The sequence below is a fragment of the Phenylobacterium sp. J367 genome (assembly GCF_024699985.1).
Taxonomy (GTDB): domain Bacteria; phylum Pseudomonadota; class Alphaproteobacteria; order Caulobacterales; family Caulobacteraceae; genus Phenylobacterium.
The window spans coordinates 2,116,421-2,133,008 of the sequence record NZ_JAJONA010000001.1; the positions used below are offsets into that span (position 1 = coordinate 2,116,421).

Consider the following 16,588-nt stretch of genomic DNA (forward strand, 5'->3'; position numbering starts at 1 on the left):
GGGCGCCGTGGCCGGCGCCGGCGTGATGGCCGCGGCGGTCGCGGGCGCGGGCATGCGGCTTCCCACCGCCCAGGCGGGCGAAGCGCAGGTCATCAAGGCGTCCACAGCGCCGATCTTCGCCCCGCCGCCCGGCGCGCCGATGTCCTACGCCGACATCTTCGAGCGGGTGTCTCCGGCGGTGGTCTCGATCAACGTCACCAGCCGCGTCGACCCGAACGCGCTGCGCCGCGCGCTGCCCGGCCTGCCGTTCCTGCTGCCCCAGCCGGACGACGAGGACGGCGACGATCCGACCGCCCCGCCGCAGGGCGGCCAGACCGAGCGCGGCCAGCCGCGTCTCCCCAGCCAGCAGTCCTCCGGCTCGGGCTTCTTCATCTCCCAGGACGGCTACATCGTCACGAACAACCACGTGGTCGAGAACGCCGAGAAGATCACCGTGGTGATGAAGGACGAGACCGAGCTCGAGGCCGAGATCGTCGGCCGCGACGAAGGCACCGACCTCGCCGTGCTGAAGGTGAAGGGCGGCCGCGGGCCGTATCCGTTCGTCAACTTCGAGGAAGCCGCCACCCCGCGGGTCGGCGACTGGGTCATCGCGGTCGGCAACCCGTTCGGCCTCGGCGGCACCGCCACGGCCGGGATCATCTCGGCCTACGGCCGCGACATCGGCGAGACCTTCGTCGACTACATCCAGATCGACGCCCCCATCAACCGGGGCAACTCGGGCGGCCCGACCTTCGACATCTACGGCCGGGTGATCGGCGTGAACACGGCGATCTTCTCGCCGTCGGGCGGTTCGGTGGGCATCGGCTTCGCCATTCCGGCCGAGGTCGCCAACTCGGTCACCAAGCAGCTGATCAGCGGCGGCAGGATCGAGCGCGGCTACATCGGCGCGTCGATCCAGAACTTCACCCGCGACATGGCGGAAGCCCAGGGGCTGGGCGACCAGCGCGGCGCGATCGTCGGCGACCTTGTCCAGGGCGGTCCGTCCCAGCGCGCCGGCCTGATGGTCGGGGACGTGGTGGTGGCCGTGAACGGCCAGGGCGTGAAGAGCTCGTCCGAGCTGACCCGCCGCGTGGCCCAGGCGCGTCCGGGCGACCTGCTGAAGCTCGACGTGATCCGCGACGGCCGCCGCCGGGTGGTGGACGTCCGCTCCGGCACCCGTCCGTCCGAGCGTGAGCTCGCGGCCAACGACAACGCGCCGGGCGGCCGTGCTCCGGGCGGCCAGGGCGCCGGCCGCGCCCGCGGCGCTGGTGATCGGCCTGGCGCTGGCCCCGCTGGACGAGGCCTCGCGTCGCCAGCTCAACGTGCCCGCCGACGTGCGCGGTGCGCTGGTCACCAGCGTCGACCAGGCCTCCGACGCGGGCGAGAAGGGCCTGCGCCGTGGCGACGTGATCACCCGGGCCGGCGACCGCGCGATCGGCAGCGCCGCCGATCTCGCCGCGGTCGTGGACGCCGCGAAGAAGGCGAACCGTCCCAGCGTGCTGGTCGGCGTCTACCGCAACGGCCGCACGTCCTTCCTGCCGCTGAAGGTTTCGGGCTAGGGTCTGAGGCTCGCGGGGGCGGAGAATCATGCGGATCCTGATCGTCGAAGACGACCTTGAAGCGGCCGAGGCCATGGACCGGGGCCTCACCGAGGCGGGCTATGCCTGCGTCCGGGCCGCCGACGGCGAGGAGGGCCTCGCCGCCGCCCGCGACGGCGAGTTCGACGTGATGATCGTCGACCGCATGATGCCCCGCATGGACGGCGTCACCCTGATCACCACGCTCCGGCGCGAGGGCGACCAGACCCCGGTGCTGTTCCTCTCCGCCCTCGGCGAGGTCGGCGACCGGGTGGCCGGCCTGCAGGCGGGCGGCGACGACTACCTGGTGAAGCCCTACGCCTTCGCCGAGCTGATCGCCCGCGTCGAGGCTCTGGCCCGGCGCCGCGAGACCGGCTCGGTGCAGACCCTGCTCAGGGTCGGGGACCTCGAGATGGACCTCATCGCCCGGACGGTGCACCGCCAGGGCAAGGAGATCGACCTCCAGCCGCGCGAGTTCCAGCTCCTGGAGTTCATGATGCGCCACGCCGGACAGTCGGTGACCCGGACCATGCTCCTGGAGAAGGTCTGGGAGTACCACTTCGACCCCCAGACCAACGTCATCGACGTGCACATCTCCCGCCTGCGCTCGAAGATCGACAAGGGCTTCGACCGGCCGATGCTGCAGACCGTCCGCGGGGCGGGCTACCGGTTGGATGCGTAACCTTCCGCCACCGCGAAGCGGGGAGGGGGACCACTCGCCGCAGAGCGAGTGGTGGAGGGGGCGAGTTCATCCGCCGCGCCCGCTTCCGCCCCTTCCACCATCGGCTCTTCGGCCGATGGTCCCCCCTTCCCCGTAAACGGGGAAGGAAGCCCATGCGCCTGCCGCGCATCTTCCGGACCACGCCCTTCCGGCTGACGCTGCTGTTCCTGGCGCTGTTCGCCAGCGCCGCCTTCGCCTTCCTGGCCTACATCTATGTGGCGACCGCCGGCGAGGCCGCGCGCCGCACCGACCAGGAGATCACCCGCGAGATGCGGTCCCTGGTGCAGGCCTACGACCGCGCCGGCATCGCCGCGGTCAACCAGGCGACCATCGAGCGCGCCGCCTCCGAGCGGCCGTTCCTCTACCTCCTCATGGACCACGCCGGCGAGACCATCTCCGGCTCCATCGAGGAAAGCCCGGTGGAGGAATTCGACGGCCAGCCGACCTGGACCACCTTCCAGATCACCGAGGAGGACGAGCAGGGCCGTCTCGTCCGCAATCCGGCTCGGGGCCTGCAGCAGCGTCTGCGCGGCGGGGAGATCCTCTTCGTCGGCGCCGACGTTGGCGAGGACGAGGCCTATGTTCTGAAGATCATCAACGCGCTCTGGGGCGCCGGCGCGCTCGTGGTCATGCTGGGCTTGGCCGGCGGCGTGCTGGTCAGCCGCAACGTCAGCCGCAGCATGGCCGGTCTCACCGAGGTGGTCGACGCCGTGCGCAACGGCGACCTGGGCGCCCGGGCCCGGGTCCGCGGCGCCCGCGACGAGTTCGACGAACTGGCCCAGGGAATCAACGAGATGCTCGACCGGCTGGAACGCTCCATGGCCGGCCACAAGCACTCCGGGGACGCCATCGCCCACGACCTGCGCTCGCCGCTCACCCGCCTGCGCGCCCGGCTCGAGGTCGCCTACCTCGACGTGGAGGCCGGCAAGGGCGACCCGCAGGAGGCCCTGGCCCAGGCGCTGACCGACACCGACGGCGTGCTGAAAACCTTCGGCGCCGTGCTCTCGATCGCCCGGCTGCAGGCCGCGGGCACGGCGCCCGATCCGGTCCTCTTCGATCCGGCCGACCTCGCCGCCGACATCGCCGAGCTCTACGAGCCGCTCTGCGAGGACAAGGGCATCGACTTCGCCGCCGAGTTCACCCGCGACCTGCAGGTGCGCGGCAACCGCGAGTTCCTGGCCCAGGCGCTGGCCAACATCCTCGACAACGCCATCAAATATACGCCCTCCGGCGGGGCGATCATGCTCCGCGTCCGCCGGCGCTCCTCCGGCGAGGTGGAGTTCTCCGTCACCGATACGGGCCCGGGCGTGCCCGAGGCCGACCGCGAGCGCGTCGTCCAGCGTTTCGTGCGCCTGGAGAACAGCCGCAACGAGCCCGGCGCCGGCCTCGGCCTCTCCCTCGTCACCGCCGTCGCGGAGGCCCACCAGGGCCGCCTGGAGCTGAACGAGGGCCCCGGCAAGGTCGGCGAGATGGGCCCCGGCCTGCGCGTGGCGCTGATCCTGCCGAGGGCCTAGGTCCGGAACCCCCGTCGCCGGCGGAACAGCAGGGCGTCCAGCGACCACGGGCCCGGCCCCCGCGTCGCCAGGTAGAGCCCGATCAGCACCAGGCACATGGAGCCGAACGAGCCGCGCCAGCCCTGGTGGTGGTCGACCATGACGATGGCGACGACGAAGTTGACCGCGCAGAGCAGTCCGGCCCACCGCGTCATCAGGCCCAGCACGAAGGCCATGCCGATCGCGAACTGGACGCCCACGTCGAAGGGAGCCAGAACGTTCGGCCAGGGAAACCCGAACTGCCCGAGGAAGGCCGCGAACTCCCGCATGTGCTCCGCGCTGGTGATGTTGTCCCACACCCCGAAGACCAGGAAGGCGCCGATCCCGACGCGCAGGGCGGTCAGGGCCGCGTCCGCGCCGCGGGCCAGCGGCGAAAGCGTGATCAGGTCGCGGGGCGTCATGCGGCTCTCCGTCTGCGGCGCGGCGGATAGTGGCGCGCGCCGTCCGCGTGCGGCCAGTTAAATGGCGGTAACCGCGGATCTCCTCGGGCCCTGCGGCCCCGTGCTCGACGCCCGCGCCGCCGAGCGCGCCCGCGAGATCGTCGCCGGCCGCTGGGACGGACCGGAGCTGGAACAGGCTTGGCCGGCGCTGGCCCCGGTGTTCGGCGCCTCGCCCTACCTGGCCAGCCTAGCCCGCCGCGATCCCCCGATGCTGGGCCGCATCCTGGCCGACGACCCCGAGGCGCGCCTCGCCGACGTGCTGGCCCGCACCGCCGCGGCCGCCGCCCTCGACACCGAGGCGGCCACCGTCGAGCTGCGCAAGCTGAAGGCCGAACTGCACCTGCTGACGGCGCTCTGCGACCTCGGCGGCGCCTGGGATCTCGACCAGGTGACGGGCGCGCTCACCCGCTTCGCCGACGCCTCGGTGGCCGCGGCCCTCACCGTGGCCGCCCGCGCCGAGGTCGAGGCCGGCCGCCTCACCCGCCTGGGCGAGGGCGAGGAAGGCCCGGTTCCCGGCTGGTTCTGCATCGCCATGGGCAAGCAGGGCGCCTTCGAGCTGAACTACTCCTCGGACATCGACGTCTCGGTCTTCTTCGACCCCGAGCGCCTGCCGCTGGCCGCGGACGTGGAGCCCCAGGCCTTCGCCGTCCGCCTGACCCACCGGCTCTCCGAGCTGATGCAGGCCAAGACCGCCGACGGCTACGTCTTCCGGATGGATCTGCGCCTGCGGCCGGACCCGTCCTCAACCCCGCCCGCCGTGCCGATCCCGGCGGCGCTCGAGTACTACGAGACCGTCGGCCAGAACTGGGAGCGCGCCGCCTTCATCAAGGCCAGGCCCTGCGCCGGCGACCTCGCCGCCGCCCGCGACTTCCTGGCCGAGCTGCAGCCCTTCGTCTGGCGCCGCAACCTCGACTTCGCAGCCATCGCCGACATCCATTCCATCAAGCGCCAGATCCACGCCCACAAGGTCGACGAGCGCATGTCGGCCAAGGGCGTCGACCTGAAGCTCGGCCGCGGCGGCATCCGCGAGATCGAGTTCTACGTCCAGACCCAGCAGCTGATCCTCGGCGGCCGCAATCCGGAGCTGCGCGCCAACCGCACCATCGACGCCCTGCGCGCCCTGCGCGACGCCGGCCACGTGGCCCCCGAGGCCTGCGAGGAGCTGACCGAGGCCTACCGGACGCTCCGCGCCGTGGAGCACCGGATCCAGATGCTGGAGGACGAGCAGACCCACAGGCTGCCGGAGTCCGACGCCGACCGCCGGCGGGTCGCCGCGCTCTGCGGCTACGACAAGCTCCGCAGCTTCGACGCCTGGATCACCCGCACGCTGAAGACCGTCAACGCCCGCTACGCCGAGCTCTTCCCGGAGGAGGAGCAGCTCTCCTCGAAGTTCGGCAGCCTGGTCTTCACCGGCGTCGACGACGACCCGGAGACGCTCGCCACCCTCAGGCGCATGGGCTTCAGCAACCCCGAGCGCGTCTCCCAGACCATCCGAAGCTGGCACCACGGCCGCATCCCGGCCACCCGCACGGAGCGTGGCCGCGAGCTCTTCACCCGCCTCGCGCCGCGCCTGCTCGACGCCTTCCAGGCCACCGGCGCGTCGGACGTCGCCTTCAACCGCTTCTCGGACTTCTTCGCCCGCCTCTCGTCCGGGGTGCAGCTCCAGTCCCTGTTCCTCGCCCAGCCGAAGCTCTTCGAGCTGGTGGTCCAGGTGATGGCCTTCGCCCCGAAGCTCGCCAACACCCTCTCGCGCCGTCCCGCCGCCATCGACGCCATGCTGGACGCGGACTTCTTCGAGCCCATCGACATCGCCGAGGACCGGGCAGTGATGGCCGCCGCCGTCTCCCGCGCCGACGGTTTCGAGGCGGCCATGGACGCCGTCCGCCGCGCCCACCGCGAACAGGCGTTCCGCATCGGCGTCCAGGTGATGAGCGGCGCCGCCACCGCCGAGGTCGCCGGAAAGGCCTTCGCCGACCTCGCCGACGTCTGCATCGAGGCGCTGGCCCCCGCGGCGCTCGCCGAGACCGTCCGCCTGGGCGGGGCCTTCGCGGGCGAGGTGGCCGTCGTCGCGCTCGGCAAGTGCGGCTCGCGCGAGATGAGCGCCGGCTCCGACCTCGACCTGATGACCTTCTACCGGGCCGCCGACCCGGCCGGCATGTCGGAGATCAAGGGCTGGGACGCATCCACCTTCTACGGCCGCTTCACCCAGCGGCTGATCGCGGCGCTCTCCACCCAGACCGGCGAAGGCGGCCTCTACGAGGTCGACATGCAGCTTCGCCCCTCCGGCACCAAGGGCCCGGTGGCGGTCAGCGCTGCGGCCTTCGACGCCTATTACCAGGGCGAGGCCGAGACCTGGGAGCTGCTGGCGCTGACCCGCGCCCGGCCGGTCTGGGCGACCTCGCCAGCCTTCGCCCAGGAGGTCGCCGGCGCCGTCGAGACCGCGCTCCGCCGGCCCCGGGACCGAAGGAGGACCGCCGCCGACGTCCGCGAGATGCGCCAGCTCCTCGAGGAGGAGCGTCCGCCCAAGGGCGACTGGGACCTCAAGCTCACCCCCGGCGGCCTGGTGGACATCGAGTTCGCCGCCCAGTTCCTGCAGCTCTGCCACGCCGCCGACGGCGGTCCCCTGCGCCCCAACACCGCCGAGGCGCTGGCCGCCTTCCGCGAGGCGGGCCTGGCCCCGACCCAGCCGCTGGAAGCCCTGGAGGCCGCCTGGCGCCTGCAGCAGGACCTGACCCAGCTCCTCAAGGTGGCGCTCGAGGAGAACCCTGACCCGACCCAGGAGCCGAAGCCGTTCCAGGCCCGTCTCGCCCGGGCCGGCGGGGCCCGGGACCTGAAGGGTCTCTTCGCCAAACTTTCGACATCCCGCGTGGCGGCCCGGAAAGCCTACGACATCATCGTGCAACCCTGACCGTGGATGACGGAGGCGGCGACGTTCGGACGGGACGAAGCCCCACCTGTGTGCATCCCGTAAGGACCTATCGATGAAAGCTCTTCTCCTCACCGCCACCACGGCGGCGGCCCTCGTGGCCGGCGCCGCGATCGCCCAGCAGGCCCCGGGCCCCGCGCCGCAGCCGAAGGCCGAGCGCCAGATCAGCCAGCAGCAGTTCGAGGCCCGCCAGGCCCAGCGGACCGAGCGCATGTTCGCGCGGCTCGACACCAACAAGGACGGCGCGATCACCAAGGCCGAGCTCGACGCCGCCTCGAAGGCCCGCTTCGAGAAGGCCGACGCCAACAAGGACGGCGTCCTCTCCGGCGACGAGCTGAAGCGCGGCAAGGGCATGCGCGGCCACCGCATGCACCGCCAGCCGGCGTAACGTCATCCCTCCCCTTCAGGGGAGGGACAGCCCGCTTCGCGGGCAGGGTGGGGGAGGTCACGTCCAGGCTCCGTGCTTGATCGTGGGATCCCCACCCCTCAGCGCCGACGCGCCGTCCACCCTCCCCTGAAGCGGAGGGATCAGGCGACTTCTTCTTCCGCGTCCTCTTCCACCCGCTCCGGCTCCGCCGGGGCGGTCTGGCGGACCGGCAGGAGGAAGCTCGCCTCGGTGCCCTGGCCCGGCGCGCTGGCCAGCTCCAGCAGGCCGCCGTGCATCTCCACCAGCGACTTGGTGAGCGCCAGGCCCAGGCCCGTGCCCTGCTGGGTCTTGGAGTGCTGGCTCTCGATCTGCTCGAAGGGCACGGCCAGCCGCTTGAGGTCGTCCTCGGCGATGCCGATGCCGGTGTCGCGCACCGCCACCCGGACCCGCTCGCCCAGGTGCTCGGCGCGCACCTCGGCATGGATGCTGACCCGGCCGCCGCGCGGCGTGAACTTGATGGCGTTGGAGAGCAGGTTCAGCAGCACCTGCTTCACCGCCCGGTAGTCGGCCTCCACCTCCGGCAGGACCGGAAACTCCACGTCGAGCTTCAGCCCGGCGCTCTCGGCCCGGTTCCGCACCAGCCGGGCGGCGTCCTCGGCCACCTCCTCGATGGAGACCGGCTCGAAGCGGAGCGTCATCTTGCCGGCCTCGATCTTCGACATGTCGAGGATGTCGTTGATCAGCGCCAGCAGGTGCTGGCCGGACGCCAGGATGTCGCGGCAGTAGTCCACGTAGCGCTTGTCGCCGAGCGGGCCGTACATCTCGCCCAGCATGATCTCCGAGAAGCCGTTGATGGCGTTCAGCGGAGTCCTGAGCTCGTGGGACATGTTGGCCAGGAACTCGCTCTTGGCCTTGTTGGCGCTCTCGGCGCGCACCTTCTCGAGCTCGTACTTGCGGGCGAGCTCGGAGAGCTCCTGCTGGCTGGCCTCCAGGTTCGACACCGCGCGGCGCAGCGCCTCCTCGTTCCGCCGCCGGGCCTCCTCCTGGGTCTTCAGCGCGGTGATGTCGGCGGCGGTGACCACCAGGCCGCCCTCGGCGGTCGAGCGTTCCGAGATCTGCACCCAGCGGCCGTCCACCAGCTCGGCCTCGCGCACGCCGCGCAGGCCGCCCGGGGCGGAGACCTCCTGCCGGACGGCGAGCTGGGCGAAGCGGTCCACCTGCTCGCGCTGGACGCCGGGCTTCAGGAGCTGCGGGTCGAGCCGGAAGTAGTTGCGGTAGTTCTTGTTGCACATGAGCAGCCGGCCGTGCCGGTCCCACAGCACGAAGGCCTCCGACACGCTCTCGATGGCGTCGCGCAGGCGCATCTCCGCGGTCTGCGCCCGGGCCTGGGCCAGCCGCTCCTCGGTGACGTCCAGCGCCACTCCGATGATCCGGGCGAAGCCGCCCTCGGCCGCCTCGCCGAAGCCCTGGCCCCGGGCGTCGATCCACACCGGCCGGCCGCCGATCGGCGAAGGCACCTGGAAGGAGACGTCGAAACCGCCGTAGATCGCGGCGTTGGCGAGCGCGTCACGCAGGCCGTCCCGGTGCCCGGGCGAGACGCGATCCAGCACCTGCTGGCCGTCCACCACCCCGCCGCGCCAGCCAAAGAGGGCGCCGGTCACGTCCGACATGAAGATCTTGTCGGTGGTCAGGTCCCATTCCCAGATGCCGCAGCGGGCGGCTTCTACCGCCAGGCGGAAGCGGTGCTCGCTGTCGGTATAGGCGGCGTGCGCCTGTTCCACGCGCCGCCATTCGAAGAGCAGCAGCAGGCCGAGCGCGAAGGCGGTGGCGAGCGGGGCGGCCAGCCAGACGAGGGTCTCCTCCGGCGACTGCGGCCCGGCCCGCAGCCGGCCCACCGCCACGGCCGTATAGACCGCGAGCAGCAGCAGGGTGGCCAGGATGGCGATGCGCGCGAAGCTGTAGCTCGGCGGCCGCCGGCGCTCGGACGTGTCTTCGCCGCCCGCATCCGCAGGCGATTCCACCGCGTCACTGAGCCCGCGCCTGGCCAACGCCTGCCGACCCTCCCCGACCCGAGTCATTCCCTCGGTTCGCGAATCTAAGGTGCGTCGCGGAATCCGTCACCCATCTCGGGCGCGGCGTTTCGACTCCCCGTGAAGCTTGGCTCAGCCCTCCTCGGCGAGCGCCCGGCTGACCAGTTCGTAGACGTTCTTGGAGAGCCCCTCGGTCTTCAGGATGCGTTCCAGCTCCGCCTTCATCAGCGCGCCCAGCTCCGGCGTGTAGCGCCGCCAGCCGCCCAGCGGGTCGACGAGCCTCGCCGCGATCATCGGGTTGAAGCCGTCCGTGGCGATGATCTGGTCGGCGAGGAACCGGTAGCCGGACCCGCTCGGATCGTGGAACCGCGCCGGGTTGAAGTTGGCGAAGGTCGAGACCAGCGCGCGCAGCCGGTTCGGGTTCTTGGCGTCGAAGGCCGGGTGCGCGGTCAGCCCCAGCACGCGGCCGATGGCCTCCTCCGACGGGTCGCGCGCCTGCACGGCGAACCACTTGTCGATCACCAGCGGCTCGGACTTCCAGCGCGCGTAGAAGTCCTCCAGAGCGGCCTCGGCGGCCGCCCCGCCGATCTGCATAAGCGCGCTCAGCCCGCCCATCTGGTCGGTCATGTTGATCGCCGCGCGGTAGTGCCCGTCGGCGATCTCGGCGATCTCCGAGCGCGGATTGGCGGTCATCAGGTCGAGGGCGGTGTTGCGCAGCGCCCGGCGGCCCGCCCCGGCGGCGTCCGGCGAGAACTCGCCGAGGTCCTGCAGGCCGGTGTGGATGTGCCGGAGCTGGGCGTTCAGGTGCAGCGCCAGCCGCAGGCGGAGCGCGTCCCGCGCCTGGTGGATCGCCGCCGGGTCGGCCGGGCTCATGGCCAGCGCCAGGTCGCTTTCCGACGGCAGCGCCAGCAGCAGGGCCTTGAACGCCGGGTCCGCCGCCAGGTCGCTGAGCGCCCGGCCCACGGCGTCGGCGAACCGCTCCTCGGAGACCTCGTCCGGATGGCCGGCCGCGCGCCCGAGGATCAGGGCGCGGGCCAGGTCCTGGCCGGCCTCCCAGCGGTTGAACAGGTCCGGGTCGGCGGCGAGCTGGACGTAGCGGTCCTTCTGCGGGGCGTCGGTCGTCAGCACCACGGGCGCCGAGAAGCCGCGCAGCGCCGAGACCACAGGCGGGGCGTCGACGCCGGTCAGGGTCACCTTGGCCGTCGCCTGGTCCAGCACGACCACGGTCTCGTCCACCGCCTGGCCGTCGCGTTCGAAGGCCAGGGTGCGGCCCTCGGGGTCGAGCAGGCCCACCGTCACCGGGATCGGCAGCGGCTGCTTCGTGGGCTGGCCCGGCGTCGGCGGCGTCTGCTGCGCGAGCTCCAGGGTCAGCGTCCGGGCGTCCTCGTCATAGGTGCTGGCCAGGCTCACCCGCGGCGTGCCGGCCTGCTCGTACCAGGCGAAGAAGGCCGAGAGGTCCCGGCCCGAGACTTCGGCGAAGCACTTGATGAACTCTTCGACCGTGGTGGCGTGGCCGTCCCAGCGTTCGAAATAGAGGTCCATCCCCTTCCGGAAGGCGTCCGGCCCGATCAGCGTCTTGAGCATCCGGATGACCTCGGAGCCCTTCTCGTAGATCGTGGCGGTGTAGAAGTTGTCGATCTTCAGGTAGCTCGACGGCCGCACGGGGTGGGCGAGCGGCCCCTGGTCCTCGGCGAACTGGCGGGCGCGCAGCGCCTTCACGTCCTTGATCCGCTGCACGGCGTGGCCGCGCATGTCGCCCGAGAAGCTCTGGTCGCGGAAGACCGTCAGGCCTTCCTTCAGGCAGAGCTGGAACCAGTCGCGGCAGGTGATCCGGTCGCCGGTCCAGTTGTGGAAGTACTCGTGGGCCACGACGCTCTCGATGCGCTCGAAGTCCACGTCGGTCGCCGTCGCCGGGTCGGCCAGCAGGAGGGAGCTGTTGAAGATGTTCAGCCCCTTGTTCTCCATGGCCCCGAAGTTGAAGTCGCGCACCGCGACGATCATGAAGAGGTCGAGGTCGTACTCGCGGCCGAACGCCTCCTCGTCCCATTTCATCGAGCGCTTCAGCGCGTCCATGGCGTAGGCCGCGCGCGGCGCCATGCCGGGATCGACGAAGATCTTCAGCTCGACCGTGCGGCCGCTCATCGTGGTGAGCGTGTCCTCCAGCACGTCCAGCTCGCCGGCCACCAGGGCGAACAAGTAGCAGGGCTTCGGGAAGGGGTCGTTCCAGACCGCGTAGTGGCGCCCGCCCGGCAGGTCGCCCTTCTCCAGCAGATTGCCGTTGGAGAGCAGGTGCTGGAACTTCCGGTCCGCCACGATGCGGACGGTGAAGCGCGACAGCACGTCCGGCCGGTCCGGCCAGAAGGTGATCTTCCGGAAGCCCTCGGCCTCGCACTGGGTGCAGAACCGGCCGCCGGACATGTAGAGCCCTTCCAGCGCCTTGTTGTTCTCCGGGTCGATCTCGACCTCGGTGGTGAGCGTGAAGGCGGCCGGCACGCCCGGGATCGTCAGCCCCTCGGCGTCGATGGTCCGCTCGGCCTCGGCCAGGACCCGCCCGTCCACGGCCACCGAGATCGGCTTCAGCCGCTCGCCGTTGAACCGCAGCGGCTCGGCGTGCTCCCCGTTGCGGCGGACCTTGAGAGTCGCCGTCACCCGCGTGGTGTTGGGCTGGAGATCGAAGGCCAGGTGGACCTCGTCCACGAGGTAGGCCGGCGGCCGGTAGTCGGAGAGCTTGATCGGCTGGGGGGTCTCGGTGCGCATCCGGAGGATTTAGCCCTCCGCACCGGCCCTCGCCAGCGGCGCCCGCGCGCATTCGGCGCGGTTTTGCACGGACCCGTCGCGGATTGAGCGGCGTCAAGGTGAAGCCTGTGCCCCTGGCCCATGACCCCTGCGCGGCCTTGCCGCCAACACAGGGGATAGACATGAACACCATCCAGATGGCGCTTGCGGCCGGGGCGGCTCTGGCGCTCGCCGGCGCCGCCCAGGCCCAGGACTTCCAGCCCAAGACGGCCGGGACCGTGATGCTGAACGTCCGCATCACCGACGTGGCGCCCGACGCCGGCGACCCGATCACCACGCTGGCCGGCGCCCCCGACGGGCCTGAAGGCCGACGTCAGCGACAGCATCGTGCCCACCATCGGCCTGACCTATTTCTTCACCGACCACCTGGCCGCCGAACTCATCGCCGGCAGCAGCAAGCACACCGTCCGCGCCAAGGGTGGGACGACGGACGTAAAGGTCAAGGAGACCTGGGTGCTGCCGCCCACCCTGAGCCTGCAGTACCACTTCGCCCCGGCCGCCAAGGTCAGCCCCTATGTGGGCGCGGGCGTGAACTACATGCTGTTCTACGCCGACAAGGACTTCAACGGCTTCGGCCTCGACATCGACAACGGGTTCGGTGTCGCGCTCCAGGCCGGCGCGGACGTCGCCATCCAGGGCCCGTGGAGCGCCAACGTCGACGTGAAGAAGATCTTCTTCGAGACCGACGCCAAGGATCCCTGGAACGGGGTGAAGTCCAAGGTGAGCCTCGACCCGTGGGTCGTCTCGGCCGGCGTCGGCTACAAGTTCTAGCCCGAACCGGCCATGGCCTGACGCGAGGTCACGCTTTTCCTGCCCTGCCTTCCCGCGCAATGCTGCGGGCGAGGAAACGACGAACGCCGGCCAACCGGCGGGAGGCAGGGCATGAATTTCGACTTCTCCGACGACCAGAAGTTCCTGAAGTCCGAGGCGCGCAAGTTCCTGGAGGCGAACAGCTCCGCCGCCCAGGTCCGCAAGGTGCTGGACGACGACGGCAAGGCCTATGACGAGGCGCTGTGGAAGGCCGTGGCCGGCCAGGGCTGGCTGGGCGCGGCCATCCCCGAGGAACACGGGGGCCTCGGTCTCGGCCACCTGGAGCTCTGCGTGATCGCCGAGGAGCTCGGCCGCGCGGTCGCCCCGATCCCCTTCGCCTCCACCGTCTACTTCCTGGCCGAAGCCGTGATGCTGGCCGGCGACGAGGCCCAGAAGTCCGACCTCCTGCCGAAGATCGCCGCCGGCGAGGTGATCGGCTGCCTCGCCACCTCCGAAGGCCCCGGCCCGGTGACCCCCGGTTCGATCCAGACGACCGTCTCCGGCGGCAAGCTCACCGGGACCAAGGTCCCCGTCACCGACGGCGACATCGCCACCCTCGCCGTGGTGCTCGCCAAGGAGAACGGCAAGCTCGGCCTGTTCCTCGTGGACCTGACGGGCGAGGGCGTCGCCCGCGAGGCGCTGCAGACGGTCGATCCCACCCGCGACGCCGCGAAGCTTGTCTTTTCCGGCGCGCCGGCGACGCGGCTCGGCCCGGCCGGCGAGGGTTTCGCGCTCCTGGAGCAGGTCCTCGACCGCGCCGCCATCCTGCTGGCCTTCGAACAGACCGGCGGCGCCGACAAGTGCCTGGAGATGGCCAAGGCCTATGCGCTGGAGCGCTACGCCTTCGGCCGGGTGATCGCTTCCTACCAGGCCATCAAGCACAAGCTCGCCGACATGTATGTCCGCAACGAGCTCGCCCGCTCGAACGCCTACTACGGGGCCTGGGCGCTCAACACCAACGCCCCGGAGCTGGCGGTGGCCGCCAGCGCCGCGCGGATCGCCGCGTCCGAGGCCTACTGGTTCGCCGCCAAGGAGAACATCCAGACCCACGGCGGCATCGGCTTCACCTGGGAGGTGGACGCCCACCTCTACTTCCGCCGCTCGCGCCAGCTCGGCCTCGTGGCCGGCGCCCCGCGCGTCTGGAAGGAACGGCTGGTCAGCCAGCTCGAACGGCGCAACGCGGCCTGATCAGGGAGCGAGGGATCATGGACTTCAACGACACCCCGGAAGAAGCCGCCTACCGCGCCCAGGTCCGCGCGTGGCTGGACGAGAACGCCCCGAAGAAGGCGCTCGACCTCACCGACATGGAGGGCGGCGGCTCGATGGCCGCCTCCAAGGCCTGGCAGGCGAAGAAGGCCGCGGCCGGCTATGCGCAGATCACCTGGCCCAAGGAGTGGGGCGGCCCCGGCGGCACGCCGATCCAGCAGGTGATCTTCAACCAGGAGGAGGCGGCCTATCCGATCCCGCCAAACCCGTTCCAGATCGGCCTGGGCATGTGCGTGCCCACGGTGATGACCTTCGCCGACGAAGACACCAAGAAGCGCTTCGTCGGGCCCGCCCTCCGCGGCGAGGAGATCTGGTGCCAGCTGTTCTCCGAGCCCTCGGGCGGCTCGGACGTGGCGGCCGCCCGCACGCGCGCCGTCCGCGACGGCGACGACTGGGTCATCAACGGCCAGAAGGTGTGGACGACCGGCGCCCAGTTCTCCGACTTCGGCATCGTCGTCGTCCGCACCAACCCCGACGCCCCCAAGCATAAGGGGCTGACCATGTTCTGGGTCGACATGAAGGACCCGGGCATCGAGGTCCGGCCGATCCACCAGATGTCCGGCGGCTCGGGCTTCAACGAGGTGTTCTTCACCGACGTCCGCGTAAAGGACAGCCAGCGCCTGGGCGCCGTGGACGACGGCTGGCGCGTCTCGCTCGTCACGCTGATGAACGAGCGCCTGGCCGTGGGCGGGGCGACCGGCGCCGGCTGGAGCCAGTTCCTGGAGGCGGCCCGCACCGTGCCCGGCCTCGACGGCGCCCCGGCGCTGAAGGACCAGGCCCTGCGCGAGAAGCTGGCCGACTGGTACGTCCAGGCCGAAGGGCTGAAGCACACCCGCAACCGGACGCTGACCGCGCTCTCCAAGGGGGCGACGCCGGGCCCGGAAAGCTCGATCGGCAAGATCGTCTCGGCCGTCCAGATGCAGGAGCTGGCCCACACCGCCATCGAGATGCTGGATCAGTACGGGATCATCAACGACCCCGAGCTCGCGCCGCTGAAGAGCGCCTTCCACGGCTCCTGGATGATGGCGCCGGGCCTGCGCATCGCCGGCGGCACCGACGAGATCCTGAAGAACATCATCGCCGAGCGCGTCCTGGGCCTCCCCGGCGACATCCGCGTCGACAAGGACGTCCCCTTCAAGGACATGCCGACGGGGCGATAGCGGCGGCGATCGGGTTTCAGAAGCGGTAGGCGAAGCCGAGGATCGGTCCGTCCATCCCGGCGTCGAACTTGAAGCCGCTGTTGGACGTGTCGATGGCGAGGTGGCGCCAGCCGCCCGCGGCGGTCCAGTGCGGGCTCAGCCGGTAGTTCACCACGCCCATGAGCTGCCAGGTCAAGCTGGACGAAACGCCGAAGCCGCCGACGTCGCCGTAGAGATCGTATGCCCAGCGGTCGGCGATGGGCCCGCCCAGGCGCACGCCGACGATCGGGTCGGTGAGCGTCTTCGACGACCCGCCCGAGACCGTCCGTCCCGGCCCGGATAGCTGCACCTCCTGGTCGATCGCGACGATCCGAATCCCGGCCAGCAGGTCGACGAAGGTGGCGCCCCGGTCGACCGCCCGGTAACCGCCGGCCAGGGTCGACATGAACTGCCTCACCGTCGCCTCGCCGGTCACCAGGCCGGGATCGCGGATTTTCAGGTCCTTGGACGCCTCGAGCTCCGCGTAGGAGAGGTCGCCCACGATCACCAGGCGGTCGCGGCGCGCCGCGCCCATCGCCATCGCCCCGAACTTCAGGGCGTCCAGGATGTCGCTGAACGCAGTGTCGACGCTCACGTCGGGCAGCCGCCCAGGCGTGCCGAGGTCGCCGTTCAGGCCGGCGAACCAGATGTAGGGGGCGACCGAGACCTCCCACCCTTCGTCCGCCGCGCACGCCGGCTCGCGGCCGGCGGCGTCCGGCGCGGGTTCGTCCGGCGCGGCGCGTGCGCCGGCGGCCCAACCCAGGGTCACGCCGATCGCGGCGCCGGCCGCTGCGAGGCGGATAGAGGGGCGCTTGTCCGCCATGGGGGGCTCTCCGTGTGGACCGCCGCATCTAGCGGCGCCCCGGCGGACGGGAGCATCCGGTGGGGACCTGACCCGCGCTTCGAATGTCTGCATCCGTAGAAGCGCTGCGCCTATACGGGCGA

Annotated in this window: 12 protein-coding genes and 1 pseudogene; 9 read left to right on the forward strand and 4 right to left on the reverse strand. The window is 71.2% G+C overall.

Going from position 1 to position 16,588, the window contains the following annotated elements; genetic code table 11:
* Positions 1–139 precede the first annotated feature (139 nt).
* From LRS04_RS11400 to LRS04_RS11415, 4 genes and pseudogenes are all read left to right on the forward strand, one after another.
* A pseudogene (locus LRS04_RS11400) lies at positions 140–1,084 on the forward strand (S1C family serine protease); the annotation flags it as partial.
* A 229-nt stretch (positions 1,085–1,313) separates the two neighbouring features.
* Positions 1,314–1,538, forward strand: a complete 225-nt coding sequence (locus tag LRS04_RS11405) for a PDZ domain-containing protein (RefSeq protein ID WP_257819083.1) — start codon at positions 1,314–1,316, stop codon at positions 1,536–1,538.
* Positions 1,539–1,566: 28 nt separating this feature from the next.
* Positions 1,567–2,238 (forward strand): response regulator transcription factor, encoded by a 672-nt coding sequence (locus tag LRS04_RS11410; protein ID WP_257816474.1) that lies wholly within the window; start codon positions 1,567–1,569, stop codon positions 2,236–2,238.
* A gap of 152 nt (positions 2,239–2,390) precedes the next feature.
* Positions 2,391–3,791, forward strand: a complete 1,401-nt coding sequence (locus tag LRS04_RS11415) for a HAMP domain-containing sensor histidine kinase (protein WP_257816475.1) — start codon at positions 2,391–2,393, stop codon at positions 3,789–3,791.
* Here the strand turns inward: LRS04_RS11415 and LRS04_RS11420 are convergent.
* Complete coding sequence (locus tag LRS04_RS11420; RefSeq protein WP_257816476.1) at positions 3,788–4,231, reverse strand: DoxX family protein; 444 nt, start codon at positions 4,229–4,231, stop codon at positions 3,788–3,790. The two genes, LRS04_RS11415 and LRS04_RS11420, sit on opposite strands and share 4 nt — an antisense overlap.
* Positions 4,232–4,292: 61 nt before the next feature.
* Between LRS04_RS11420 and LRS04_RS11425 the strand changes: the two genes are divergently transcribed.
* Complete coding sequence (locus LRS04_RS11425) at positions 4,293–7,178, forward strand: bifunctional [glutamine synthetase] adenylyltransferase/[glutamine synthetase]-adenylyl-L-tyrosine phosphorylase (RefSeq protein ID WP_257816477.1); 2,886 nt, start codon at positions 4,293–4,295, stop codon at positions 7,176–7,178.
* Positions 7,179–7,251: 73 nt separating this feature from the next.
* On the forward strand, positions 7,252–7,584 hold the full coding sequence (locus tag LRS04_RS11430) for a hypothetical protein (RefSeq protein WP_257816478.1): 333 nt from the start codon (positions 7,252–7,254) through the stop codon (positions 7,582–7,584).
* Positions 7,585–7,724: 140 nt separating this feature from the next.
* On the opposite strand, the gene LRS04_RS11435 is transcribed toward LRS04_RS11430, so the two are convergent.
* A complete protein-coding gene (locus LRS04_RS11435; RefSeq protein ID WP_308238123.1) occupies positions 7,725–9,584 on the reverse strand; it encodes an ATP-binding protein in 1,860 nt (619 codons plus the stop codon).
* A gap of 141 nt (positions 9,585–9,725) precedes the next feature.
* Positions 9,726–12,350: an aminopeptidase N gene (gene pepN, locus LRS04_RS11440; protein WP_257816479.1), complete on the reverse strand. Its 2,625-nt coding sequence runs from the start codon at positions 12,348–12,350 to the stop codon at positions 9,726–9,728.
* 366 nt (positions 12,351–12,716) lie between these two features.
* Here pepN and LRS04_RS11445 point away from each other — a divergent pair, with 366 nt between their 5' ends.
* The 3 genes from LRS04_RS11445 (at position 12,717) to LRS04_RS11455 (ending at position 15,625) form a co-directional block, all read left to right on the forward strand.
* Positions 12,717–13,160 (forward strand): OmpW family outer membrane protein, encoded by a 444-nt coding sequence (locus LRS04_RS11445; protein WP_308238124.1) that lies wholly within the window; start codon positions 12,717–12,719, stop codon positions 13,158–13,160.
* Between the two features lie 111 nt (positions 13,161–13,271).
* The gene (locus tag LRS04_RS11450; RefSeq protein WP_257816480.1) at positions 13,272–14,387 is read left to right on the forward strand and encodes an acyl-CoA dehydrogenase family protein; all 1,116 of its coding nucleotides are present in this window, start codon (positions 13,272–13,274) and stop codon (positions 14,385–14,387) included.
* Positions 14,388–14,404: 17 nt separating this feature from the next.
* Positions 14,405–15,625 (forward strand): acyl-CoA dehydrogenase family protein, encoded by a 1,221-nt coding sequence (locus tag LRS04_RS11455; protein ID WP_257816481.1) that lies wholly within the window; start codon positions 14,405–14,407, stop codon positions 15,623–15,625.
* A gap of 16 nt (positions 15,626–15,641) precedes the next feature.
* Here the strand turns inward: LRS04_RS11455 and LRS04_RS11460 are convergent, their stop codons facing one another.
* Positions 15,642–16,466 (reverse strand): hypothetical protein, encoded by an 825-nt coding sequence (locus LRS04_RS11460; RefSeq protein WP_257816482.1) that lies wholly within the window; start codon positions 16,464–16,466, stop codon positions 15,642–15,644.
* Positions 16,467–16,588: the final 122 nt, after the last annotated feature.